Origin of the sequence: Methylobacterium cerastii (assembly GCF_022179125.1) — a bacterium.
Classification (GTDB): domain Bacteria; phylum Pseudomonadota; class Alphaproteobacteria; order Rhizobiales; family Beijerinckiaceae; genus Methylobacterium; species Methylobacterium cerastii.
In genome coordinates this window covers 84,035-107,302 of sequence record NZ_BPQG01000052.1, presented here as the reverse complement: position 1 = coordinate 107,302, position 23,268 = coordinate 84,035, and the positions used below count along the sequence as shown (strand labels likewise).

The 23,268-nt window shown below is 69.5% G+C and carries 20 protein-coding genes and 1 pseudogene; 4 read left to right on the top strand and 17 right to left on the bottom strand.

The features are described 5' to 3' along the window. Window positions 1-4: 4 nt before the first annotated feature. From MFF13_RS17445 to MFF13_RS17410, 7 genes are all read right to left on the bottom strand, one after another. The gene (locus MFF13_RS17445; protein ID WP_147708345.1) at window positions 5-400 is read right to left on the bottom strand and encodes a hypothetical protein; all 396 of its coding nucleotides are present in this window, start codon (window positions 398-400) and stop codon (window positions 5-7) included. Between the two features lie 288 nt (window positions 401-688). Beyond that, entirely contained in the window at window positions 689-1,669 is a 981-nt protein-coding gene (locus MFF13_RS17435; protein ID WP_147708267.1) for an arsenic resistance protein, read from the bottom strand. Beyond that, window positions 1,666-2,052 carry an ArsR/SmtB family transcription factor gene (locus MFF13_RS17430; RefSeq protein ID WP_147708266.1) on the bottom strand — a complete coding sequence of 129 codons (387 nt, stop codon included), beginning with the start codon at window positions 2,050-2,052 and terminating at the stop codon, window positions 1,666-1,668. Before MFF13_RS17430 ends, MFF13_RS17435 begins: the two co-directional genes overlap by 4 nt. 173 nt (window positions 2,053-2,225) lie before the next feature. Beyond that, a complete protein-coding gene (locus MFF13_RS17425) occupies window positions 2,226-3,398 on the bottom strand; it encodes an MFS transporter (RefSeq protein ID WP_147708265.1) in 1,173 nt (390 codons plus the stop codon). A gap of 7 nt (window positions 3,399-3,405) precedes the next feature. Then, window positions 3,406-4,701 carry an arsenic transporter gene (locus MFF13_RS17420; RefSeq protein WP_147708264.1) on the bottom strand — a complete coding sequence of 432 codons (1,296 nt, stop codon included), beginning with the start codon at window positions 4,699-4,701 and terminating at the stop codon, window positions 3,406-3,408. A gap of 36 nt (window positions 4,702-4,737) precedes the next feature. Continuing rightward, on the bottom strand, window positions 4,738-5,163 hold the full coding sequence (arsC, locus tag MFF13_RS17415) for an arsenate reductase (glutaredoxin) (RefSeq protein WP_147708262.1): 426 nt from the start codon (window positions 5,161-5,163) through the stop codon (window positions 4,738-4,740). Next, on the bottom strand, window positions 5,163-5,510 hold the full coding sequence (locus tag MFF13_RS17410) for an ArsR/SmtB family transcription factor (protein ID WP_147708344.1): 348 nt from the start codon (window positions 5,508-5,510) through the stop codon (window positions 5,163-5,165). The genes arsC and MFF13_RS17410 overlap by 1 nt, the downstream gene beginning before the upstream one ends. Before the next feature lie 47 nt (window positions 5,511-5,557). On the opposite strand from MFF13_RS17410, the gene arsH reads away from it, so the two are divergent. Then, complete coding sequence (gene arsH / locus MFF13_RS17405; protein WP_147708260.1) at window positions 5,558-6,304, top strand: arsenical resistance protein ArsH; 747 nt, start codon at window positions 5,558-5,560, stop codon at window positions 6,302-6,304. A gap of 216 nt (window positions 6,305-6,520) precedes the next feature. Here arsH and MFF13_RS17400 read toward each other — a convergent pair. Next, window positions 6,521-7,405 (bottom strand): annotated as a pseudogene (locus MFF13_RS17400) (DUF4131 domain-containing protein); the annotation flags it as partial. A gap of 243 nt (window positions 7,406-7,648) precedes the next feature. On the opposite strand from MFF13_RS17400, the gene gltX reads away from it, so the two are divergent. Together gltX and gltA are read left to right on the top strand one after the other, a co-directional pair. Then, window positions 7,649-9,076 carry a glutamate--tRNA ligase gene (gltX, locus tag MFF13_RS17395; protein WP_147827863.1) on the top strand — a complete coding sequence of 476 codons (1,428 nt, stop codon included), beginning with the start codon at window positions 7,649-7,651 and terminating at the stop codon, window positions 9,074-9,076. 208 nt (window positions 9,077-9,284) lie between these two features. Next, on the top strand, window positions 9,285-10,574 hold the full coding sequence (gene gltA, locus MFF13_RS17390) for a citrate synthase (RefSeq protein WP_147750515.1): 1,290 nt from the start codon (window positions 9,285-9,287) through the stop codon (window positions 10,572-10,574). Between the two features lie 44 nt (window positions 10,575-10,618). Here the strand turns inward: gltA and lpxB are convergent, their stop codons facing one another. The 9 genes from lpxB to MFF13_RS17345 all read right to left on the bottom strand — a co-directional run bounded on the left by lpxB (window position 10,619) and on the right by MFF13_RS17345 (window position 22,408). Further along, window positions 10,619-11,767 (bottom strand): lipid-A-disaccharide synthase, encoded by a 1,149-nt coding sequence (gene lpxB, locus MFF13_RS17385; RefSeq protein ID WP_238272590.1) that lies wholly within the window; start codon window positions 11,765-11,767, stop codon window positions 10,619-10,621. Further along, complete coding sequence (locus tag MFF13_RS17380) at window positions 11,764-12,645, bottom strand: LpxI family protein (protein WP_147827861.1); 882 nt, start codon at window positions 12,643-12,645, stop codon at window positions 11,764-11,766. The genes lpxB and MFF13_RS17380 overlap by 4 nt, the downstream gene beginning before the upstream one ends. 8 nt (window positions 12,646-12,653) lie before the next feature. Then, window positions 12,654-13,472, bottom strand: a complete 819-nt coding sequence (gene lpxA / locus MFF13_RS17375) for an acyl-ACP--UDP-N-acetylglucosamine O-acyltransferase (RefSeq protein ID WP_147827860.1) — start codon at window positions 13,470-13,472, stop codon at window positions 12,654-12,656. Next, window positions 13,469-13,933, bottom strand: a complete 465-nt coding sequence (gene fabZ / locus MFF13_RS17370; protein ID WP_147750511.1) for a 3-hydroxyacyl-ACP dehydratase FabZ — start codon at window positions 13,931-13,933, stop codon at window positions 13,469-13,471. The genes lpxA and fabZ overlap by 4 nt, the downstream gene beginning before the upstream one ends. A 153-nt stretch (window positions 13,934-14,086) precedes the next feature. After that, window positions 14,087-15,145: a UDP-3-O-(3-hydroxymyristoyl)glucosamine N-acyltransferase gene (gene lpxD / locus MFF13_RS17365; RefSeq protein WP_147827859.1), complete on the bottom strand. Its 1,059-nt coding sequence runs from the start codon at window positions 15,143-15,145 to the stop codon at window positions 14,087-14,089. A 57-nt stretch (window positions 15,146-15,202) separates the two neighbouring features. Then, entirely contained in the window at window positions 15,203-17,782 is a 2,580-nt protein-coding gene (gene bamA, locus MFF13_RS17360) for an outer membrane protein assembly factor BamA (protein WP_147762662.1), read from the bottom strand. Between the two features lie 417 nt (window positions 17,783-18,199). Continuing rightward, window positions 18,200-19,354: an RIP metalloprotease RseP gene (gene rseP / locus MFF13_RS17355; protein ID WP_147762661.1), complete on the bottom strand. Its 1,155-nt coding sequence runs from the start codon at window positions 19,352-19,354 to the stop codon at window positions 18,200-18,202. A gap of 229 nt (window positions 19,355-19,583) precedes the next feature. Continuing rightward, window positions 19,584-21,182, bottom strand: coding sequence for a DHA2 family efflux MFS transporter permease subunit (locus MFF13_RS17350; RefSeq protein WP_147827857.1), 1,599 nt, complete (start codon window positions 21,180-21,182; stop codon window positions 19,584-19,586). A 5-nt stretch (window positions 21,183-21,187) separates the two neighbouring features. After that, the gene (locus MFF13_RS17345; protein WP_238272589.1) at window positions 21,188-22,408 is read right to left on the bottom strand and encodes an HlyD family secretion protein; all 1,221 of its coding nucleotides are present in this window, start codon (window positions 22,406-22,408) and stop codon (window positions 21,188-21,190) included. Between the two features lie 128 nt (window positions 22,409-22,536). Here MFF13_RS17345 and MFF13_RS17340 point away from each other — a divergent pair, with 128 nt between their 5' ends. After that, entirely contained in the window at window positions 22,537-23,178 is a 642-nt protein-coding gene (locus tag MFF13_RS17340; RefSeq protein WP_147750505.1) for a TetR/AcrR family transcriptional regulator, read from the top strand. Window positions 23,179-23,268 lie beyond the last annotated feature (90 nt).

Below are 23,268 nucleotides of genomic sequence, written 5' to 3'. Positions count from 1 at the left end.
GAATTCAGGCTCGGGGAGGCTCGGTGGGCGGCCCTTGCGACAGGCTGTCGAAGGAGGCGGTGCCGCCCCAGGTCGGCCCCTCGACGCCGGCGACGCGGCCCGGAAGTCCGAGGGCCACCGGCAGCCCGGTGGCGACCTTCGCCAGGCAGAGCGCCATCAAGGGGCAGACCTTCGAGCAGTCGGGCAAGTCCGGCCGCTCCTTGGGACAGCACGGCATCTCGTCCATGGCCATCCCGGCCATGTCGTCCATGGCCTCGTCGGGCGCCGCCATGGCGTGCCCCTGAACGGCTATCGGCGCGCGCATGCCCGCGGCGGCCGCGGAAGCGGTCACCGGCGCAAGGGCGAGGCCGAGTACCGCCATAAGCGGGAGCAGGCGCCGAAGGGCGAGCCAGAAGGTCACGAACGGACGATGCCACATCGCGTGTCGGCGCGGAAGGGACAGGGACTACCTGACGAAAGCCCCACCCGCGGAGAGACCGAACCCGCGACGGGGAAGCCGAGGGACAGGCCCCCGATGACCCATCTCAGAGGCCACCCCGTGTCCTCCGATATTAGGTTGGCGAGCATGCACAGCAGGTAGAACGAGGCCCCCCAGGTCAGGATTTGGATCGAGCCAAGGGCAGGGATCACCACGAGACGGTGGCGATGCGGGATCACGGGTACGCTCCGCCGTATCATCGGGGCCGACCTAGACGGCCGGGACCGGCAACGCCGACGTTCGGCCGAGCCTGGGCATGACACGGACGTAGACGAGCTCGCTCACGAGCTCGACCAGCGTCTGGGTGACGATGACGGCCGGCAGCAGCGGGACGGCGCCGGGGACGGCGAAGGCCAGCGGCAGGACCACCAGGGAGTTGCGGGTGGCGGCGCTGAAGGCCAACGTCCGCACCGTGGGGGCGTCGAGGCGGAACGCGCGCCCGACCGCCCAGCCCATCAAGGGAGCCGCCACCGCGAAGGCGACGTAGACAGGAACCACCCGCAGGGCATCGTCGAGGGCGGGTCCGAGTTGGGGCAGGACGGACGCGATCACCACGAACAGGACCAGCGCCGTCGCCGGCACCGGCAGGAGCCCGAGGCCCGTAATCACCCGTTGCCCGGCCGGGCGGCGTCCGGCCCAGATCTGCACGGCCGCAGCAAGTCCGAGGGGAACCGCGATGAGCCAGACGAACGCGTGCACGAAGGGACCGACCTGGACGAACCTGGCGGCATCCTCGCCGAGGAAGACGTTCAGATAGATCGGCAGCAGCAGCATCTGCGCGATCAGCAGCGCCGGGGTGGAAGCCAGCAGCACCTTGGCGTCGGCCCGTCCGAGATGGGCGAAGGTCACGACGTAGTCGATGCACGGCGTGAGAAGGACCATGAGCACGCCCAGCCGCAGCATCGGATTGGCGGGCAGGAACTGGATCAGGCCAGCCACCAGGATCGGCAGCACCACGAAGTTCGTGACGAGGAGCGCCGCCAGGAAGCGGACCCGCGTGAAGGCCCGGCCGAGTTCCGGCAACGGCACCTGCAGGAAGGTGACGAACAGCATCAGCGCCAGGGCCGGATTGATCCCGACCTCCAGGGCCGTGGTGCCGGGCAGCGTCAGGGCGATCAGCGCCGCCGCGCCGATGGCCGCGAAGTAGATCGCGATCTGGTTGCCTTCGAGGGTGTCGCGCAGGCCCGTCATGCTTCCTCACAGGCGATCTTGGATGGCTGAGCGACCTGCTGGGGCCGACCGGTGCACCGGGCGAACAGGGCGATGGCTCGGTCGCAGACCTCGCAGTGTCCCTCGCAGCAATCGCGCATCAGGAAGGCCACCAGGTCGGACAGGGCGGTGAACACCGCGCTGTAGATGATCGACCGCCCCTCCCGGCGGCTGACCACGAGCCCGGCGTTCTCAAGGTGGCTGAGGTGGAACGAGATGCGTGGCGCCGAGGCGCCCGCGATGGCCTCGGTGATGGCCCCGGCCGCCATCCCGTCCGCGCCGGCAGTGACCAGCAGGCGGACGATGCGAAGACGGGTTTCCTGGGCGATGGCTCCGAAACCGTCGAGGGCTTGCTTCTCGTCCACGTCACTTAAACCGTTATGGAAACGTTTAAGCGTCATTAGGCTCGGAATGGGTCGAGGGCAAGAGCCGCCTAGCCAGTCCACGCTCGCCGACGAGACCGCTTCGTCCCCGGACGGAAGGCGATCGGTCTGATCGGGATCGGATGCCGCGAACGTCGGAGGCGGACGTCGACCTGTTAGGCCTCGGACCGGACGCGCCACAGGGCCAGGGCAAGCGCGACATTCGCCACAGCGAGGACGCACAGGAGGACGTAGGTCGTATCCGCGCCTGCGTGGGTTAGGACCACGGCTCCGATGGAGGGGGCGAGCGCCTGAGCCACCAGTCCCGGACGGGCGAGCCGGCCTACGAGCGGGGCGTAACGCTCGGGTCCGAACAGTGCCAGGGGCACCGTTCCCCGGGCAATCGAGTAGATCCCGTTGCCCGCCCCGTACAGGACTAACGCCAGCCCGACCACGGGCAGTCCTGCGGCAAGCATCGCAACCCCGATGGCGACCAGCACCATCGCCGCCGTCAGGGTCCAGAGCGGATGGTGCCGGCCCTTTCCGGCCATCTCGACGATGCGTGCCCCAACCTGGGCCGGTCCGATCAGGGCGCCGTAGGCCACGGCCGAGGTAAGAGCCACCCCACGGGCCTGAAGCAGGGTGATGAGGTGCACCGAGACCATGGCCATCACCGTGCCGCCCAGCGTGAGGACCCCCGCCATGAAGAGGAAGGCGCGCCGCTCCCGACCATCGAGCCGAATGACGGGGCTTGGGCCTACGGGTCGCGTGATCGGATGTGCGGGGGGCCGGGGGATCGCGATCAGGACGAGCGGCAGCGTGACCGAGAGGTGCAGTCCGGCATAGGCGAGACAGGTCCCGCGCCAGCCCACCTGTTCGATCAGGAAGGCCGAGAGGGGCCAGCAGACCGTGCTCGCGAAGCCGCCCCACAGGGTCAGCGTGGTGATGGCGGGCCTTGCTTCGGCCCCGTAGAGCCGACCGAGGGTGGCGAAGGCGGGGTCGTACAGTCCGGTGCCCATGCCGAGGCCGATCAGGAGCCAGCCTCCGAGATATGTCGGTAGGTTCGGCGCCAGACCGAGGATGGCAAGGCCGACGGCGAGGGCGACGGACGCGAAGGCCAGGACGGGGCGCCCGCCATGCTCGCCGATGTAGGTGCCGACCCGCGGCGAGGCCAAGCCCGCAACGAGGAGACCGAGGGACAGGCCGCCGATGACCCATCCCAAGGGCCACCCCGTGTCCGCCGACATCGGGGCGGCCAACACCGACAGCAGGTAGAACGACGAGCCCCAGGTCAGGATCTGAACCACGCCCAGGGCCGAGATCACGGGCCATCGGCGCGCCGGGGCCATCGGATCGCTACCGGGCGCCGAGCACGGGTAGCCAGAGGGCCAGCGCCGCCAGGGTGGCGAGCAGCACCGGCGGGGTGATGACCAGGCCGACCCGCATGTACTGGCCCCAGGTGATGTGCTGGCCCTTGGTGTCGAGGACGTGGAGCCAGAGCAGGGTGGCGAGGCTGCCGATGGGCGTGAACTTCGGGCCGAGGTCGCAGCCGATGACGTTGGCGTAGACCATCAGCTCGCGCATCAGGGGCGACAGGTCCGGGGCCTGCTGGATCGACAGCGCGCCCACCAGCACGCTCGGCATGTTGTTCATGACCGAGGACAGGATGGCTGCGGCGACCCCCGTGCCGATGGTGGCGACGAACGGTCCGTGGCCCGAAAGCCAGGCGAGGCCTTGGGCCAGGTAATCGGTCAGGCCGGCGTTCTTCAGGCCGTAGACGACGAGGTACATTCCGAGGCTGAACAGGACGATCTGCCAGGGGGCGCCCGCCAGCACCTTGCGGATCGGGATGACGCGGCTCCGGCTGGCCAGCGCCAGCAGCACCACGGCGCCGGCGCAGGTCACCACCGAGACCGGCACGCCGAACGGGGCTGTCACGAAGTAGGCGACCAGCAGCAGGCCGAGGAGCGGGAAGGCTGCCTTGAACACCAGCGGATCCTTGATCGCGTGGCGCGGCGGTTCGAGCTCGGTCACCGGGTACGTCGCCGGTAGGTCGCGCCGGAAGAACAGCCACAGGACCACCAGGGTCGTGGCGAGCGAGACGAGGTTCACCGGGACCATCACGGCGGCGTAGCGGCTGAAGGTGATGTCGAAGAAGTTCGCCGAGACGATGTTGACCAGGTTCGAGATCACCAGGGGCAGGCTGGTCGAGTCCGCGACGAACCCGCAGGCCACGATGAAGGCCAGGGCGGCCGCCGGCTTGAAGTCCAGCCGCAGCAGGATGGCCAGCACGATGGGTGTGAGCAGTAGGGCGGCGCCGTCGTTGGCGAACACTGCCGCGATGGCGGCGCCGAGTAGGATCACCAGCGGGAACAGCAGGCGCCCCCTGCCTCCGCCCCAGCGGGCGATGTGGAGCGCCGCCCAGTGGAAGAAGCCGGCTTCGTCGAGCAGCAGCGAGATGATGATCAGCGCCACGAAGGTGAAGGTGGCGTCCCAGACGATGTGCCAGACCACCGGGATGTCACCCGGGTGGATGACGCCGGTGGCCAGGGCCACCGCGGCCCCGATGAGGGCGCTCCACCCGATCCCGAACCCCTTGGGCTGCCAGATGACGAAGACGAGGGTGACGACGAAGATGGCGAGCGCGAGCATCCGGACCGTTTCTTATTCTTGGTGGCTGGGGATGGATCAGGCGGTGGCGACGCGGCGCCCGTGCTCGTCGACGACGCGTTCGCCGCCCTCCTTGACGAACTCGCCCTGCTGGGCCGGCAGGAGGTCGAGGACCGCCTCTGACGGGCGGCATAGCGAGACGCCTTTCGGGCTCACCACCAGCGGCCGGTTCAGCAGGATCGGGTGCTCGGCGATGGCATCGAGAAGCTGGTCATCCGTGAGGTTCGGGTCCGCGAGGCCGAGCTCGGCGTAGGGCGTCCCCTTCTCCCGAAGCAGGTCGCGCACGGTGATGCCGGCGCGCTCGGCGAGTTGCCGGACCAGGAACCGGTTCGGCGGGGTCTTCAGGTACTCGACGACGTGCGGCTCGATGCCGGCGTTGCGGATCAGTGCCAGGGTGTTGCGGGACGTGCCGCAATCCGGGTTGTGGTAGATGACGACGTCCATCAGGCGGTCTCCGTGCAGCAGGCGGATAGGGCGGCGACGGCCGGGGCGCAGACCTCGGGGCGGCCCTGGCAGCAATCGCGCATCAGGAACTGGATGAGCTCGGACAGGTCCGGGTAGGCGGCGCCGTAGATGATCGACCGGCCTTCCCGGCGCGAGGTGACGAGGCCGGCATGGCTGAGCTCCTTGAGGTGGAACGACAGGTTGGTGCCCGAGATGCCGACCGCCTCGGCCAGGATACCGGCCGCCATGCCGTCCGGCCCGGCGGTGACGAGTTGGCGCACGATGCGCAGGCGATGCTCCTGCCCCAGGGCCGCGAAGGCGGCGACGGCTTGCCGTTCGTCCATCATCATGTCAATATCTCAACCATCATTGAAACGTAGAGGATAGACGTTCCTTGGACAAGCCCCGACAGCCCTTCGCCGACGGCCTGCCGAACCTGAGCGAGGGACACTTCGTCGTCCCGACGAGCGCCGACCTGGAGGTGGCGACGCCGTTCGCCCACGCCCCGCGCTTCCTGATCATCTACGGGTCGCTCCGGGAGCGCTCGTTCAGCCGCTTCCTCGCCTACGAGGCCGCGCGCCTTCTGGAGGCGATGGGCGGCGACGTGCGGATCTACGACGCGCACGGGCTGCCCCTGCCCGACGACAGCACCGCCGACCACCCCAAGGTCCAGGAGCTCCGGAACCTCTCGATCTGGTCCGAGGGGCATGTCTGGGTCAGCCCCGAGCGGCACGGCGCCATGACCGGTGTCATCAAGAGCCAGATCGACTGGCTCCCCCTTTCGGAAGGGTCAGTGCGTCCGACGCAAGGGCGGACCCTGGCCGTGATGCAGGTCTCGGGTGGGTCGCAGTCGTTCAACGCGGTCAACGGCCTGCGCATCCTCGGGCGCTGGATGCGGATGATCACCATCCCGAACCAGTCATCCGTGCCGATGGCCTACAAGGAGTTCGACGACGCCGGCCGGATGAAGCCGGGACCGCTCTACGACCGGGTGGTCGACGTCTGCGAGGAACTGATGAAGTTCACGCTCCTTACCCGCGAGCGGTCCGACGACCTCGTCGACCGCTACTCGGAGCGGAAGGAGCGCGAGCCGGAGCGGCTCAAGGCCGTCGCCGTAGACATCGGCTTCGTCAGGCGCTGAACCACCGACCGACGGTGGCAGGTTCGGCGACGGCGTCGACCTGTTCGAGTTTTACGACAAGATTGGTTTTGTCGAAATCCCCAAGCCTGGGCTTGCCTGAAGTCCGACCCATCCATGGACGATCGCGGGGAAGGCCACCGGGCGGCACTCAGGCGTCGAACGACGGCGTGGCGACACGAGAAGCGATGCGTCCGGGGAATGCCGGCCAACCCTGTCGATCGAGACGACGTGATAAATTCCGGCCGCCCGCAAGGTGTCGTTGGTCGCCGGCGCGATCAGCCCGCGCTTGCCGGTCACGAGGGCGGCCGCCACCGCGCCGGCCTGGCCGCCGTTGGCGTCGGTGATCCGGCGGGTGAGCGCGTTTCGGGCGTCGTCCACCGCAGCCGCAAGGCGGAGCGACCACGGCACCGGCTCCGGCGGCGGCTTCACCGCGATCTTTCCCAACAAGGACCCGACCGCGCCGATGCCGCGGAAGTAGGCGTCGCGGGCGAAGTCGTAGCCGCCCGGCCGCGCCGCCTCCGGGGGCGGCAGCAGGCGGGCGGTGGCGGCGATGAAGTCGCCCGGGCGCAAGGGCGGCGCCTTCTTGAACGAGACGCGCACGCGGACCGGGCGCTCGGCCGCCGCCATCGTGCCGAGGCTCGCGACCCGGACCACGACGCGGGCGCCCTCCTCCCGCTCCTCCAGCGACTCGATCAGCCCTTCGAGCGGCGCGATCATCGTGCGGTTCAGCACGGGCGCGGCCACTCGCGACACCCGCAGGGCGCTCGCCGAGAACCCGAGGAGCGCTGCGGCAAGCCCGAGCGCAATCGCCAAAGCCACCGGCCGACCACCGAGGAACGGCAGGGTCGCGGCGCAGGCCGCCGTCGCAGCGAGGGGGGCCCAGAGCGCGGGCATCCCGTCGGTGGCGGTGAAGAACACAAGGATGCCGGCGCCGAAGGCGACCGCGAGCCAGGGGAACAGCCGGCGCTGCTCGGCCTCGATCACAAGGCCGCTGATGACCCAGCCGCGCAAAGCCGGCCCGAGCACGGCGGGCGCGAGGAAGCGCCCGAGAGCCGGTCCAGCGACGGCCCGTCCCGTCGATCGTACGATGTCCCGCGCCATGATCGGCACACCGGCCGGCGCGAGGCCGCTGCGCCGTCGCGGATTGTTAACGCATCCGCGCGGGCGTGCTAGAGCCGTCCGAACCGGGTTCCGGTGCAGGTCCCCAGCTTTGCGTGCGTCGTCGCGGACGCCGAACCGCCTTTCCCTTCGCCGCGGAGCGATCTAGACGCGCGCAACCGGATCGGTCGATCCGCGCCACGACCAGAGTGCTCCTCGCCCCTTCACCAGAAGATCCATCGTCCGATGTCGTCAGCCGTCGTCACGCGCTTCGCGCCCTCGCCCACGGGCTACCTCCATATCGGCGGTGCCCGCACTGCGCTGTTCAACTGGCTCTACGCCCGCCGGATGGGCGGCCGGATGCTGCTGCGGATCGAGGACACCGACCGCGAGCGATCGACGCAAGGGGCGATCGACGCCATCCTCGACGGGATGCGCTGGCTCGGGCTCGACTGGGACGGCGACGTGGTGTTCCAGTACGCCCGCGCCGAGCGCCACCGCGAGGTCGCCGAGAATCTGCTGGCCTCGGGCAACGCCTATCGCTGCTACGCGACGCAGGACGAGCTGACGCAGATGCGTGAGCAGGCGCGGGCCGCCGGCAAGCCGCTGCGCTACGACGGGCGCTGGCGCGACCGCGACCCGTCCGACGCGCCGGCGGGGGTGAAGCCGGTGATCCGGCTGCGCGCCCCGAGCGAGGGCGAGACGGTGGTGGACGACGCGGTGCAGGGCCGCGTCACCTGGGCCAACCGCGACCTCGACGACCTCGTACTGCTGCGCTCGGACGGCAACCCGACCTATATGCTCGCCGTCGTCGTCGACGACCACGACATGGGCGTGACCCAGGTGATCCGCGGCGACGACCACCTCACCAACGCGGCCCGCCAGAGCCAGATCTTTGCAGCGCTGGGCTGGGAGGTGCCGCGGATGGCGCACATCCCGCTGATCCACGGGGCCGACGGGGCCAAGCTGTCCAAGCGCCACGGCGCGCTCGGCGTCGACGCCTACCGCGACCTCGGCTACCTGCCGGCGGCGCTCCGCAACTACCTCGTCCGCCTCGGCTGGAGCCACGGCGACCAGGAGGTGTTCTCCACCGAGGAGATGGTGGCGGCCTTCGACCTCAAGGCGATCGGCCGCTCGCCGGCGCGGTTCGACTTCGCCAAGCTCGAGAACCTCAACGGCCTCTACATCCGCGGCGCAGCGGATGGGGACCTGGTCGACGCGATCGAGCGCATCCTGCCGAACGTCGGCCCGGAGCGCGGCCTCGTCGCCCCCCTCGCGCCGGACCTGCGCGAAAAGCTCGTCGCGGCGATGCCGGGGCTGAAGGAGCGGGCCAAGACCCTGATCGAGCTGCTCGACAGCGCCTACTACCTGACCGCCGCGCGTCCGCTGGTACCGGACGAGAAGGCCGCCGCCCTCCTCACCGACGAGGCCCGCGCACGCCTCGCCGCGATCCTGCCGGCGCTCGAGGCCCTGCCCGAGTGGAGCGCCGCCGCGACGGAAGCCGCGGTGCGGCTCTTCGCCGAGACCGAGGGGCTGAAGCTCGGGCAGGTGGCGCAGCCGCTGCGGGCGGCGCTCACCGGCCGCACCACCTCGCCGCCGCTGTTCGACGTGATGGCGGTCCTCGGCCGCGAGGAAAGCCTCGCCCGGCTCGCCGACCGGATCACGAAAAGCTGAGCGGTTTGCCGCATCGCACGCGCGGCCCGGTTTTCGCTTGGCGTCGGGGCGTGGTTGTCATCCGCGCCGTTGCTGGCGCCCGGCCGATCCGCTAACCGGTGGGCCTGTGAGCACCTGCAGCAAAATGCAGGTGACTTCGGGTCCAGGGCGGCGCGGAGCCGAGCCTTGGGCCGGCACCGATTCGTTGCCAGGAAAGGGTCCACGTTCCATGAGCGCAGCCAGCACCATCACCGTGGACGGCAAAGAGGTCTCTCTGCCGGTCAAGAGCGGTACGATCGGCCCCGACGTCGTCGACATCGGCAAGCTCTACGCGCAGACCGGCGCCTTCACCTTCGATCCCGGCTTCACCTCGACCGCCTCGTGCGAATCGAAGATCACCTACATCGACGGCGACGAGGGCGTGCTGCTCTATCGCGGCTACCCGATCGAGCAGCTCGCCGAGCAGGGGGACTTCCTCGAGACCTGTTACCTGATGCTGTTCGGCGAGCTGCCGACGCCGGGTCAGAAGGCCGACTTCGACTACCGCGTCACGCGCCACACCATGGTGCACGACCAGATGAACCGGTTCTTCACCGGCTTCCGCCGCGACGCGCACCCGATGGCGGTGATGGTCGCCTCCGTCGGCGCGCTCTCGGCCTTCTACCACGACTCGACCGACATCACGGACGAGAGCCAGCGCATGATCGCGTCGATGCGCATGATCGCCAAGATGCCTACGCTGGCGGCGATGGCCTACAAATACTCGATCGGCCAGCCGTTCGTGTATCCGAAGAACGATCTCGACTACACCTCGAATTTCCTGCGGATGTGCTACGCCGTCCCGTGCGAGGACTACCAGGTTAACCCGATCTTTTCGAAGGCCCTGGACAAGATCTTCATCCTGCACGCCGACCACGAGCAGAACGCCTCGACCTCGACGGTGCGGCTCGCGGGCTCGTCGGGCGCGAACCCGTTCGCCTGCATCGCGGCCGGCGTCGCCTGCCTGTGGGGGCCGGCGCATGGCGGCGCCAACGAGGCGGCCTTGAAGATGCTGATGGAGATCGGCACGCCGGACCGCGTCGATCAGTACGTCGCCAAGGCCAAGGACAAGAACGACCCGTTCCGCCTGATGGGCTTCGGCCACCGGGTGTACAAGAACTACGACCCGCGCGCGCGGATCATGCAGAAGACCACCCACGAGGTGCTGAAGGAACTCGGCAAGAACGACGATCCGCTGCTTGAGGTCGCGATGAAGCTCGAGGAGATCGCGCTCAAGGACGAGTACTTCATCGAGAAGAAGCTTTACCCGAACATCGACTTCTACTCGGGCATCACCCTGAAGGCGATGGGCTTCCCGACCGACATGTTCACGGTGCTGTTCGCGGTGGCGCGCACCGTCGGCTGGATCGCGCAATGGGCCGAGATGATCGAGGACCCCTCGCAGAAGATCGGCCGCCCGCGCCAGCTCTACGTCGGCCCGACCAAGCGCGACTACGTCGGCATCAACGAGCGCGGCTGACGGCTGGTCTACCCTCCCCCCTCTGCGGGGGAGGGATGAGACGCTCAGCCCTTGATCGCAGCCAGAACCACCCGCGCCGCGCTGCGGCTCGGCGCCTCGTCGCCGGGGAGCCGCATCAGGCCGTCGATGCGCTTCAGGGCCGCCACCTGGCGGTCGCGCGCGGTGCCGCCGGTGACGAGGGGGGCGAGCGCCGCCGCGAGGCGGTCCTCCGTGCATTCCGCCTGAACGAATTCCGGCATGGCGTTCTCCGACAGGATCAGGTTCGGCAGCACGATGGTCGGCACCTGGATCAGGCGCCGGGCCACCGCTTCCTCCACCCGCGAGACCTTGTAGGCCACCACCATAGGCACCCCCGCCAGCGCGAGTTCCAGCGTCACCGTGCCGGAGGCGGCGAGCGCGGCCCGCGCCTGGCGGAAGGCGGCGTACTTCGCGCCCTCGCCCGCGACGATGCGCACGGGCGCGTCCCAGGCGTTCGCCATGCGCTCGATCAGGGCGCAGTGCCGGGTGACCGCGGGCAGCACCGCCTCGATCGGGCCGACGTCCCGCGCCAGCCGCGCCAACGTCCGGCCGAAGACCGGCATCAGCCGCTCGATCTCGGAGCGGCGAGAGCCCGGCAGCACCACCACGCGCCACGGCACGGCCTCCCGCAGGGCGGCGTCCGACGCGTCCGGCCGCAGCTCCGAGAACCGCTCGATCAGGGGGTGGCCGACATAGGTGCAGGGCGGCCCGTTCAGCCGTAGGTGCGCCGCCGGCTCGAACGGCAGCAGCGCCAGCACGTGATCGACGAACCCTCGCATCGAGGCCGCCCGCCACGGCCGCCACGCCCACACGCTCGGCGAGACGTAGTCGACGATCGGGATCTCCGGGGCGCGCTTGCGCACGCGCGAGGCGACCGCGTGGGTGAAGCCGGGGCTGTCGATGATGACGAGCACGTCTGGGCGGTTGGCGACCACGTCGTCCACGGTCTGGCGGATGCGGCGCAGCAGCGTGCGTAGGCGCGCCAGCACCGGCAGGTAGCCCATCACCGCCACGTCATCGAGGGGGAAGAGCGAGGTCAGCCCCCGCGCCGTCATCGCCTCCCCGCCGACGCCGCCGAAGGTTACCGGGCCGGGCGCGGCCTCGCGCAGCGACGCCATCAGCTTGGCGCCGAGCTGGTCGCCGGAATCCTCGCCCGCCACGAGCCAGATCTTCATGGGCCGACTCCGATGCCGATCAGGAAGAGGCCGAGCCGGTCGGCCTCGGCGATCGTTTCCGGGCGGTCGATCAACAGGGTGCGGCCGGCCTCGACCGCGAGGCCGACGCAGCCGGCGGCGGCCGCGTTGCGGACGGTCCGCGGGCCGATCGCCGGCAAGTCGATGCGCAAGTCCTGGCCGTCCTTGGCGCACTTCACCAGGACGGTCGCAGGCAGCGACCGCATGCGGCCCCAGGGCAACAGATCCCAAGGCTTCCGTGCGAGCGCGCGGGCGCGGGCGAGCATGCGGTCGGTGCCCTCCGGCCCCTCGACCGCGAGCACCCGGTCGGCCGCCACCACCACCGCTTGGCCGACATCGAAGGACGAGAGCGCGGCCAGCACCGCCCGGCCGGTCGCGATGGAGGCCTCACCCGCCGCGTCCGGCCGGTGGCCGCCGATCGTGCCGGCGGGGCTCAGCAGGTCGGGAGCGACCTCGTGGACGCCGCAGACGGTGTGGCCGTTCTCCTCCAGCAGCGCGAGGGCGCCGCGCAGCAGCCGGTCGTCGCCGCCGTCGGCGAGGTTTCGGAGCGCGACCCGGTTGCGGAAGGCGGCGGCCGCGTTGAGGATCGCGGCGGGGCTCGGCCGCGCGACGCCGCCGGCCGGCACGACGGTGGCCGGCCCCCAGCCTTCGAGGATGCGCAGGGTCTCGCCGATGTCGAGGAGGTCGACCGTGGCGTCGGCCCGCGCGCGCAGGGCGTGGTCGGTGAAGCCGCGCAGCGCCAGCACCTTGAAGGCGCGGCCGGCACGATCGAGGGAGTGGGCGACCTGTTCCGGCAGGCGCCCGGCGCCTGCGACCAGCACCAGCCTCGCGTCCGGCCGTGCGGCCCGAGGAGCCGACATCGGCGGGCTCAGGCGCCGCCGACGGGAGCCGGCGCCTCGCGCGGCGTGCAGATCGAGCGCTTGCCGCCGGCGCGGATGAAATCGAGGATCTCGCGGACCGCCGGGTGGCTGTCGAACTCCGAAGCCACGTCTTCCACCCGCTCCATCAGCGTGCCCTCGGCCGCGAAGAGCGAACGGTAAGCGCGGCGCAGCGCATGGATGTCTTCGCGGGCGAAGCCCCGTCGCTGGAGGCCGACGATGTTGAGGCCCGAGAGCGAAGCGCGGTTGCCGAGCGCCATGCCGTAGGGGATGCAGTCGTTCTCCAGGGCCGACAGACCGCCGACGAAAGCATGCGCGCCGACGCGGGCGAACTGGATCACCGCGGCGCCGCCGCCGAGGATCGCGTAGTCGCCGACGCTGCAATGGCCGGCGAGCATGACGTTGTTCGAGAAGATCACGTCGCTGCCGACATGGCCGTCATGGCCCACATGGGCGTTGGCCAGGAAGGTGCAGCGGTCGCCGACCACGGTCTCCAGGCCGCCGCCCTCGGTGCCCGGATTCATGGTCACGCCCTCGCGGATCAGGCAATCGGAGCCGATCCGCAGCGTCGAGGCCTCGCCCTTGTACTTCAGGTCCTGCGGCGGGTGGCCGATCGAGGCGAAGGGATAGATCTTCGTCCGCGCGCCGATCCGGGTGTCGCCCGCCACCACCGCGTGGCTCACGAGCTCGCAATCGACGCCGAGCACCACCTGCGGGCCGACATGGCAGAACGGCCCGATGCGGCAGCCATCGCCGATCTCGGCGCCGTCCTCGACAATCGCGCTCGAATGGATCGCGGGCGCGCTCACGCGGTCACCAGCATGGCCCCGATGTCGGCCTCCGCCACGAGGACGCCGTCGACGCGGGCCTCTCCGTGGAACCACCACATCGTCTTGCGATTGTTGGTCTTCTTCATGTGGAAGCGGACCTGGTCGCCCGGCACCACCGGCTTGCGGAACTTGCACTTGTCGATGGTCATGAAGAACACTTGCTTGGTCTGCACGTTGCTCTCCATGATGTGCCGGCAGCAGATCGCGCCCGCCGTCTGGGCCATGCCCTCGATCAGCAGCACCCCGGGGAACACCGGCATGTTCGGGAAGTGCCCGGTGAATTGCGGCTCGTTGACGGTGACGTTCTTGATGCCGATGCAGCTCTCGTCGCCGTCGATCTCGATGATCCGGTCGATCATCAGGAACGGGTAGCGGTGCGGCAGCAGCTCAAGCACCTTCTGGATGTCGGCCGAGCCGAGTTCACGCGCCGTCTCACTCATCGATCTCTTCGATCCTCGCCTCGACGCCGCGCATCCGCGCCCGCCCGTCGTCACCGATCCCCGTCCTTTCGACCCAAACGGCGCCCGGATGCAAGCGCGGCCGACGCCGGATCTTGGACGATCAGGGCCTTGGACGATCGGGAGCTTGGACGATCAGCCCTTGTCGGCAGGCTCGTCGCGGCCGCTGCGCTCGGCGAGGCGGGCGAGCGTGGTCAGCTCGCGGAACCAGGCGCGGACGGGCTTGGCCGGCGTGCCACCCCAGCGGCTGCCGGGCGGCACGTCGCGGTTGACGTTGGAGGAGCCGGCGATCTGCGACCCGCGGCCGATGCGAAGGTGGCCGACGACCCCGACCTGCCCGCCGAGTACGACGTAGTCCTCCAGCGTCGTCGAGCCGGAGATGCCGACGCCCGAGACGATCACGCAGTGGCGGCCGATCACCACGTTATGGGCGATCTGCACGAGGTTATCGATCTTGGTACCCTCGCCGATCACCGTGTCGCGCGAGGCACCGCGGTCCACCGTCGTGTTGGCGCCGATCTCGACGTCGTCCTGCACGATCACCCGGCCGACCTGCGGCACCTTGAGGTGGGTCGCGCCCATGTGGAACCCGAAGCCGTCCTGGCCGATGCGGGCGCCGGGATGGAGGATGACGCGGTTGCCGATGAGCGCGTGGCTCAAGGTGACGCCGGCGCCGACGGCGCAATCCCGCCCGATCCGCACGTTGGGACCGATGCTGGCGCCGGGGCCGATCACCGTGCCCGCGCCGACCTCGGCCCCGGGGCCGACGACCGCGCCGGGATCGACCGTGACGCCGTCTTCCAGGCGCGCGTCGGGGTGGACGTGGGCGCCCGGCGCGACGCCACGGGCGCCGAACTGCGAGCCGGGGCGGAGTGCGTCCGGATGCAGACGGCCGAGGAGATCGGCGTAGACGCGGTAGGGATCGCGCATGACGAGCCCGGCAGTGCCGGCGGGGACGCGGGCGGCGAAGCGCGGGGCGACGAGGCAGATGCCGGCCCGGGTCGCGGCGAGCGCCTCGCCGTAGCGGGCGTTGTCCATGTAGGCGAGGTCGTGCGACCCCGCGGTTTCCAGGGGCGCGGCGGCGTCGACCCGATGCGCCGGATCGAAGCCCTCGGGCACGAGAAGGCCCGCCGCCTCGGCGACGTGGCCGAGGGTCAGACCGGGCTGTGGGATGAAGAAGACGGGATCAGGCATGCACGACAACGCGCCGCCCCGGGAAACCCGAGGCGGCGCGTGACCTTTTTTCCGAGATCAGAACCGCGAGCCGCCGGAGAAGCGGAACGCCTGCGTCTGGTCCGCGCCGATATGGCCGTACTTGCCGAGCGTCGGCACGAAGACCTTCACACCTTCGTCCTTGCTGAGGGCATAGGCGTAGTCGAAGCGGATCGGACCGAGCGGCGAGTTCCACAGGATCGAGGCGCCGACCGACGAGCGAATCGTGGTCTTGTCGCGGACGTTCACGCATTCCGGCTCGACGCCGATGCTGAAGGCGTTGAAGTTGCAGGCGCCGCCGGGCGCGGTGCCGTTGATGAAGTTGTCGCCGTTCACGTCGAAGTTCGTGCGGCCGTGATAGCCGAACAGCGTGCCGGCGTCGGCAAAGACCGCGCCCTTCAGGCCGAGATCACGCGGCACGTAGGGGAGCGGGAACTGGATCTCGAGGGTGCCGCCGACGTAGGTCGAGCCGCCGATGGCGTTGGAGCGGGCGTCGGTGGTGCCGACGTCGCGCGGTCCGATGCCGTTGGGGGCGAAGCCGCGGACGAGCGACGGCCCGAGGAAGAACTGGTCGGTGATGCGCAGCGGGTTGCTGTCGAGTGCCTCGATGTGACCGCCCTGGATGCGGACGAAGCCGACGACGTCCTCGTAGAGCTCCTTGTAGTACCGGGCGTCGCCGGTGACGCGGAAGAACTTCGAGTCGCCGCCGAGACCCGCAAGGTCGGGCTTCAGCTCGGCGTAGAGGCCGTTGCGCGGCGCGCCGATCACGTCGAGCGTCGAGTAGGCCAGCGTCAGGCCGGCGAGCGAGGTGAGTGTGTTTCCCTGCGAGCCCTTGATCGCGATCGACGCTTCACCGTTGTAGGCGCAGTTCGGGTAGGAGGCGAGGCCGACGCGGCTCCGGCCGGTCGCGGGATCGACCGTCCCACGCGCGTCGTTGGCGGTGTAGACGTCGGTGAGGCCCGGGATCGGGTTCGAGCAGTCGTTGTAGGGCTGCTTGATCGAGTTCGGGACCTTCAGCTCGGTGTTGTACAGCGAGTAGCGCAACGTGACGCCGAACTGCTCGGTCACCGGCAGGCCGATGCGGAGCTGGCCGCCGTAGACGGTGGTCTCGTAGCGCGAGTAGCGGGTCAGGTCGCTGTACTTGTAGAACGCGTCGAAGCCGGCGGCGAGGCGGTAGCCGAGGAAGTACGGCTCCGTGAACGAGAAGTCGACGCCGCGGGAATACTGACCGCCGGTTCCGGCGAGGCGGACGTACTGGCCGCGGCCGAGGAAGTTCGACTCGGAGACCGAGACCTCGCCGATGATGCCGTCCTGGGTGGAGTAGCCGCCGGCCACCGAGAACGAGCCCGTGGGCTGATCCTCGACGTCGATGTTGATCACGACGCGATCGGGCGAGGAGCCCGGCTCGTTCGAGAAGCGGACCTTCTTGAAGAAGCCCAGGCCGTTCAGGCGGCGCTCGGCCCGGTCGGTCAGCACGCGGTTGTAGGCGTCGCCCTCGGCGATATCGAGCTCGCGGCGGATGACGTAGTCGCGCGTGCGGGTGTTGCCGCGGATGTTGATGCGCTCGACGTAGACGCGCGGGCCGTCCTCGACGACGAAGCCGAGGGAGACCTGGTGGGTCGCGCGGTCGCGCTGGCCGGTCGGGCGGACCTGGGCGAAGGGGTAGCCGGCACGCGCCACGTCGTTGGTCAGGCCCGACAGGGTCTTCTCGACGTCCTCGGCGTTGTAGATGTCGCCGACCGCGGTGCGGACCTCGCCATCGAGGCGCGTCGTGTCGAGGCCCGGCAGGCGGGAATCCACCGCCACGGCGCCGACGGTGTACTGCTCGCCTTCCTCGACGGTGACCGTGATCACCCAGCCGTTGGCATCCGGACCCTCGACGTAGCGGGCGTCGGCGTTGACGATGCGGAAGTCGGCGTAGCCCTTGCGCAGGTAGTAGCGGCGGACGAGGTCGAGGTCGTTGGCGATGCGATCGGGATCGTAAACGTCGGAGGTCTTGATGAACGACAGGAAGTTCATCTCGGACGAGGAGACCAGCCCCTTCAAGGTCCGCTCGCTCACGGCGCTGTTGCCGACGAAGCTGATCGACACGATGCCGGTCTTGTCGCCCTCGTCGATCTGGTAGATCACGTCGACCGAGCCGTTCGGCAGATCGACGGTGCGGTAGGTGACCTTGGCGGTCCCGCGGCCGGCGCGGCGGTAGACTTCCTTGATCCGGGCCATGTCGGACTTGACCACGGCCTCGTTGAAGGCGCCGCGAGCTTTCGCCTCGACCTGACCTTCGAGGGTCGCCTTCTCGATCTTCTTGTTGCCCTCGAACACGACCCGGTTGATCAGGTTGTTCTCGCGGACCGTCACGACGGTGCGACCGCCGCTGGCGGCGACCTTCACGTCGGCGAACATGCCGCTCGCCAGCAGGTTGCGGCGGGCTTCCTCGGCGGAGCCTGATGCGGTGCCGGTGACGTAGGAACGGATGGTGTCGGCGTCGACGCGCCGGTTGCCCTGGACGACGATCTGCTGGGCCTGCGCGACCCCGGTCAGCGCAATGCCCGCCGCGGCGGCTAGGACGATGGTCCGCTTCACCGACTTACGCCGGTGCTTCCCCGTCATCGACATCATCTATTCGCCCGTCTGTCTTATTATCGGATCGGGTTCGCACCCGCCACGGGCGGCCGTTGACCGGCCGTCCCGTAATACCTGGTCCAAGCGTAGCTCTTACCGGGATTCCCGAGCCAAGCAAACGGCGCGGGAGGCCCCATGACCTGGATTTTGGAGGGCCGTGGCCTTCAGGCCACTTAACGGTGACGCGAAGTTCCCGTCCAATTCGTCGCAGGGTAAACGAACGGTAAATCCCTGCCGCATCACGACATTCCTGGCGCGAATGGGATCGCCGCAACGCCTTCGAAACCATTTGGAGGCGTCTCGGCGGGTGCGGTGCCGCGGCCCGATCGGGCGCCCGGCAAGGCTCCAGCGGGCCCAATCACGGCGGGAATGCGGCGCCCCGCGCCGGGCGCCCGCCGAAGGGCGCCGCGACGCTCAGGTCGCGCGCCAGGAGGCGCCGAGATTGAGGATGTCGTTCCAGGCCGCGAAGATCATCAGGACCAGCACGAGCGCGAGCCCAAGTCGGAAGCCGATCTCCTGCGCACGCTCGCTCAGGGGGCGGCCGCGCACCACCTCGAAGGCGTAGAACAGCAGGTGCCCGCCATCGAGCAGCGGCACCGGGAACAGGTTGAGCAGGCCGATCGAGACCGAGAGCAGCGCGATCAGCCCGATCAGCCCGCCGATGCCGCCGACCTTGGCGACCTCGCCGGAGACGCGGGCGATGCCGATCGGGCCGGAGAGCTGGTCGGCGGATTCGCGGCCGGTCACCAGCTTGCCGAGATAGGAGAAGGTCCGCTCCACCACGAACGCGGTCTCGTGGACGCCGAGCCCGAGGGAGGCGACGGGGCCGTAGGTGACGAGCTTCGCCTCGGAGGCTGCCGGCGAGCGGATGCCGAGGCGCCCGATCCGGTGGCGGCCGAACTTGGTGCTCTCCTCGTAGACGGCCGGGGTCGCGACGATCGGGACGTCGGCCCCGGCGCGCTCGACGACGAAGTTCAGCGGCGTCCCGGCGCTGCCGGTGACGATGCGGTACATCGCGTTGAAGTCGGCGACCGGCTCGCCGTCGATGCTCTTCACGAGGTCGCCGGGCTGGAAGCCGGCCTGCGCGGCGGCGCTGTTGGGGTCGATCGCCGAGACCCGGGCCGGCAGCTCCATGCGGCCGCCGAGCCAGATCGCGCCGGCGAACAGCAGGATCGCCAGGATGAAGTTTGCCACCGGCCCTGCGACGACGATCGCCGCGCGCTTGGCCACCGGCTGGGTCGGGAAGCTGGTCGCCCGCTCCTGCGGGGTCATCCGCGAGATCGCCTCGGGCGAGGGTACACTGGCGCCGTTGGCGTCGCCGTGGAACTTGACGTAGCCGCCGAGCGGGATGGCGCAGAGCTTCCAGCGGGTGCCATGCCGGTCGTTAAAGCCGACGAGCTCCGGCCCGAAGCCGATCGAGAAGGCGTGGACGCCGACGCCGCACCAGCGGCCGACGAGGAAGTGCCCCATCTCGTGGACGAAGACCACGACGGTCAGAACGAACAGGAACGGGATCACCGCACCGAAGAAGCCGGTGGCCGTGCCGCCCATCGCGGTCAGGAAATCCATGCGTCGATCCTCGGGCCGCGCGCGGGCCCAGCGTTCCGTCCTAGCAGATCGGTGCCGTGGTGATCCAACGCAAACCTGCGCGACCCGATCTCAAGCGTGGCACGAGCGCGCGCGCGCCGCGACGCCTGCGGGGCGCAGGCCGTGGTTTTCCCCGCAATCCCGTTCTTCGAACGCCGCTTGCGAACGCAGCCTGCGAACCCAGCTTTCGAACGCAGCCTGGACCGATGCGTCAGTGCGCGCCGCCGGCGACGGCCGCCGGCTTACGGATCAGGGGGGTGGCGAGCGCCATCGTCAGGAACAGGCCGGTGAGCACCAGGAACACGTCCTCGAAGCTCATCACCAGGCCCTGCATCCGCACGGTGTTGGTCATCGCCTTCAAGGCCATCTTCTCCGCGTCGCCCCCGGTCGCCTCGAACTGGCGCCGCATCGCGTCGAGGCGCTCCAGGGCCGCGCCGTTGGCCCAGGTGAAGCGCTCGTGCAGGCGGGCGAGGTGCAGGTCCCAGCGGTCGTTGAGCAGGGTGTTGATCAGCGCGAGCCCCACCGCGCCGCCAAGGTTGCGGGTGAGGTTGTAGAGACCCGACGCGTTCTTGATCCGGGCCGGCGGCAGGGTGCCGAGCGCGATGTTGTTGATCGGAATCATGCACAGCATCAGCGAGCAGCCGCGCAGCACCTGCGGCCACAGCAGCTCCCAGAAGTCCCAATCCTTGGTCAGGCCGGTGACGATCCAGGTCCCGGCGGCGAAGCCCGTGAACCCGATCGCCATGAGGATGCGCGGATCGACCTTGCCGGAGAAACGCCCGGCGATCGGTGCGGTGGCGAACATGCACAGGCCCGAGACGAACATCGTCTCGCCGATCTGCAGCGCCGAGTAGCCGCGGACCCGGGCGAGGTAGACCGGATAGAGGTAGGTCAGCCCATACAGGCCGATGCCGAGGACGAAGCTTGCGGCGCAGCCGGCGGCGAAGTTCCGGTCGGTGAAGGCGCGCAGGTCCACGATCGGTTGTTTCGCGGTGAAGACCCGCCAGAAGAAGCCGACCGCCGACACCACGCCGATCACGGTGCAGATCGCCACCGCGTCGTCCTGCAGCCAATCGTGGTTCGGTCCCTCTTCGAGAACGTATTCGAGGCAACCGAGGAAGCCGGCCATGCCGGCGAGCCCGTACCAGTCGAAGCTCTTGAACAGGTCGAGGTTCGGCTCGTCGAAGTCGACGAGGACGTAGGTCGAGACCGTGACGGCGATACCGGGCACCACGTTGATCAGGAACAGCCAGTGCCAGGAGCCGAGATCCGTCAGGTAGCCGCCCACCGTCGGGCCGATGGTCGGCGCCAGCGTCGCCACGAGGCCGATCATCGGCGAGACGATCGAGCGCTTGGACGGGGGGAAGATGGTGAAGGCGGAGGCGAACACCGTCGGGATCATGCCGCCCCCGATGAAGCCCTGCAGCGCGCGCCAGACGATCATCTCGTTGATCGACGAGGAGGTGGCGCACATCACGCTCATCAGCGTGAAGCCGCCGGCCGAGATCACGAACATCCACCGGGTCGAGAGCACCCGCGAAAGGGTGCCCGAGAGCGGGATCGAGATCACCTCGGCGATGAGATAGCTGGTCTGGACCCAGGGGATTTCGTCGCCCGAGGCCGAGAGGCCCGCCTGGATCTCGTTGAGCGAGGCCGAGACGATCTGGATGTCCAGGATCGCCATGAACATCCCAAACACCATGCACAGGAACGCCACCATCCGGCGGCGGTCGAGCGGCGGCTCGGCCGCCACCGCCGGCACGGCGGGGATCGGGCCGCGGCCGGGGCCGACGGCGGCGCTCGCGGCCATGGGCGTCAGTCCTGCTTGTGCGCGGTGCGAAGCAGCGGCGCGTCGGCGCCGTCGCGGGTGTCGATGCGGACCGTCACCGACAGGCCGGGCCGGAGCAGGCCTTCGGCGGCCATGTCGGCCGGCACCTTCACCCGAACCGGCAGGCGCTGGACGATCTTGGTGAAGTTGCCCGTGGCGTTGTCGGGCGGCAACAGGCTGAAGACCGAACCGGAGGCGGGCGAGAGCGACTCGACCTCACCCTCGATCTCGCGGCCGGGATAGGCGTCGACCTTGACCTGGACGCGCTGCCCCGGGCGGACGCGCACGAGCTGCGTCTCCTTGAAGTTCGCATCGATGCGTACGCTTTTCAGCGGCACCAGAGCGGCGACGCGAGAGCCCGGCGCGACGTAGGCGCCAGCCTCGACAGCCTTGTTGCCGACGACGCCGTCGAACGGAGCCCGGATCGTCGAGAAGGCCACGTCGCGCTTGGCGCGATCGACGGCGGTGCGCAGTTCGGCGGCCAGGCTCTCGGCCTCGCGCTGCTGGGCATGCAGCACCTCGACGTTGGCCTTCGCCGCGATCAGCCCAGCCTCTGCGCCCTTCACCGCGGCGTCGGTCCGGTCGCGGTCGGCCTTGGCCTGGTCGAGGCGGGATTTGGCGACGTAGTCGGATTGCATCTGCGTCGCGCGGTTGTAGTCGGCGAGCGCGCGCACCGCGTCGGCCTTGGTGGCGTCGATCTGTGCGGCCATCTGCGCGACCTGCGCCTGGGCTGCGTCGGCCTGCCGGCCGATCCGCACGATCGTGCTTTCCTGGGTCGCGAGCTTGTCCTGCGCCGCCTGCTGCGCGAGCCGATAGTCGCCGTCGTCGAGCCGGGCGATCACGTCGCCCTTCTTCACCGACTGGCCGTTCACCACCGGCACCGCTTCGAGGTAACCGGACACCTTGGCCGCGAGCACCGAGATGTCGGCCTGCACGTAGGCGTCGTCCGTGGACACGAAGAACCGCCCGACCGTCCAGTACTGCCAGCCCTGGTAGCCGCCCCCAGCGAGGACCGCACAGAGCAGGCCGGCCAAGACCAGCTTCTTGCGCGAGCGCGTCTTTGCTGCCGGCGGCTCGGCGACCTTCGGGGCGGCGGGCGGCGGCTCAACCGCCTTCTGGGCAGCACGCGGCGCCTCGGCGCGGTCGTCCCGCACGGCGTCTGTCGTCTCGATCGCATCGATCCGGTCGCCATCCTCGCGCAACGACATGCCCGAAATCCCAGTCTCGTAACTTGCTGACCGAACCGTTCGGTCATCGGCGCTAAAAGTTTGACGTCTGCCGATCCAACGCGGTAAATACCATTGACCGAACGGTTCGGTCAATCAGGATCGGCAAGATGCCCGCGACCTCCGCCACGCTGGAACGAGATGCCGCGACGCCGGAAAGCGACAAGCGCCGCCAGATCCTCGACGGCGCGCGCCAGGTCTTCATGGGTGCGGGCTTCGACGGGGCGAGCATGGGCGAGATCGCCCGCACGGCTGGGGTCTCGAAAGGCACGCTCTACGTCTACTTCGACAGCAAGGAGGCGTTGTTCGAGGCGCTGACCCTGGAGGAGAAGCGCGGCCTCGCCGAGGCGCTGTTCAGGCTCGACGCCGACGACCCCGACGTCGCCGCCGTGCTGACGCGGCTCGGCACCACCTACCTCATCGAGATGGTCCGCCCCGAGCACGTGGCGGTGATCCGCATGGTGATCGGGGCGTGCGAGAAGTTTCCGCGCTTCGGCCAAGCCTTCTTCGAGGCCGGCCCGGCGATGGGCGTGGCGCGGCTCACCGCCTACCTCGACGCGCAGGTCACGGCCGGGCGCCTGAAGGCTGACGACACGAACCTCGCCGCCAAGCACTTCCTCCACCTCTGCCAGGCCGGCCTGCTGACGCGGTTGCTGTTCAATGCCGGCGATCCGGTGACGCGGGACGAGATCGACTATCGCATCCGGGAAGCCGTGCGGGTGTTCTTCGCGGGGTACGGCCCGGAGCGGTGACGAGCCGCGTTTGGGTATGATCGGCGTCGATGCTTACCGCATCCGCTCCATCATTCCGGGGCTGCGAAGCAGAACCCGGAATCCAGAACC

What these genes read in the sequence shown, in the direction of transcription:
- MFF13_RS17435 (WP_147708267.1), bottom strand. Translation starts at nt 1,669, where the DNA reads ATGACGGGCCTGCGCGACACCCTCGAAGGCAACCAGATCGCGATCTAC.
- MFF13_RS17425 (WP_147708265.1), bottom strand. Translation starts at nt 3,398, where the DNA reads ATGGCCCCGGCGCGCCGATGGCCCGTGATCTCGGCCCTGGGCGTGGTT.
- MFF13_RS17420 (WP_147708264.1), bottom strand. Translation starts at nt 4,701, where the DNA reads ATGCTCGCGCTCGCCATCTTCGTCGTCACCCTCGTCTTCGTCATCTGG.
- arsC (WP_147708262.1), bottom strand. Translation starts at nt 5,163, where the DNA reads ATGGACGTCGTCATCTACCACAACCCGGATTGCGGCACGTCCCGCAAC.
- MFF13_RS17410 (WP_147708344.1), bottom strand. Translation starts at nt 5,510, where the DNA reads ATGATGGACGAACGGCAAGCCGTCGCCGCCTTCGCGGCCCTGGGGCAG.
- gltX (WP_147827863.1), top strand. Translation starts at nt 7,649, where the DNA reads ATGTCGTCAGCCGTCGTCACGCGCTTCGCGCCCTCGCCCACGGGCTAC.
- gltA (WP_147750515.1), top strand. Translation starts at nt 9,285, where the DNA reads ATGAGCGCAGCCAGCACCATCACCGTGGACGGCAAAGAGGTCTCTCTG.
- lpxB (WP_238272590.1), bottom strand. Translation starts at nt 11,767, where the DNA reads ATGAAGATCTGGCTCGTGGCGGGCGAGGATTCCGGCGACCAGCTCGGC.
- MFF13_RS17380 (WP_147827861.1), bottom strand. Translation starts at nt 12,645, where the DNA reads ATGTCGGCTCCTCGGGCCGCACGGCCGGACGCGAGGCTGGTGCTGGTC.
- fabZ (WP_147750511.1), bottom strand. Translation starts at nt 13,933, where the DNA reads ATGAGTGAGACGGCGCGTGAACTCGGCTCGGCCGACATCCAGAAGGTG.
- lpxD (WP_147827859.1), bottom strand. Translation starts at nt 15,145, where the DNA reads ATGCCTGATCCCGTCTTCTTCATCCCACAGCCCGGTCTGACCCTCGGC.
- bamA (WP_147762662.1), bottom strand. Translation starts at nt 17,782, where the DNA reads ATGATGTCGATGACGGGGAAGCACCGGCGTAAGTCGGTGAAGCGGACC.
- rseP (WP_147762661.1), bottom strand. Translation starts at nt 19,354, where the DNA reads ATGGATTTCCTGACCGCGATGGGCGGCACGGCCACCGGCTTCTTCGGT.
- MFF13_RS17350 (WP_147827857.1), bottom strand. Translation starts at nt 21,182, where the DNA reads ATGGCCGCGAGCGCCGCCGTCGGCCCCGGCCGCGGCCCGATCCCCGCC.
- MFF13_RS17345 (WP_238272589.1), bottom strand. Translation starts at nt 22,408, where the DNA reads ATGTCGTTGCGCGAGGATGGCGACCGGATCGATGCGATCGAGACGACA.
- MFF13_RS17340 (WP_147750505.1), top strand. Translation starts at nt 22,537, where the DNA reads ATGCCCGCGACCTCCGCCACGCTGGAACGAGATGCCGCGACGCCGGAA.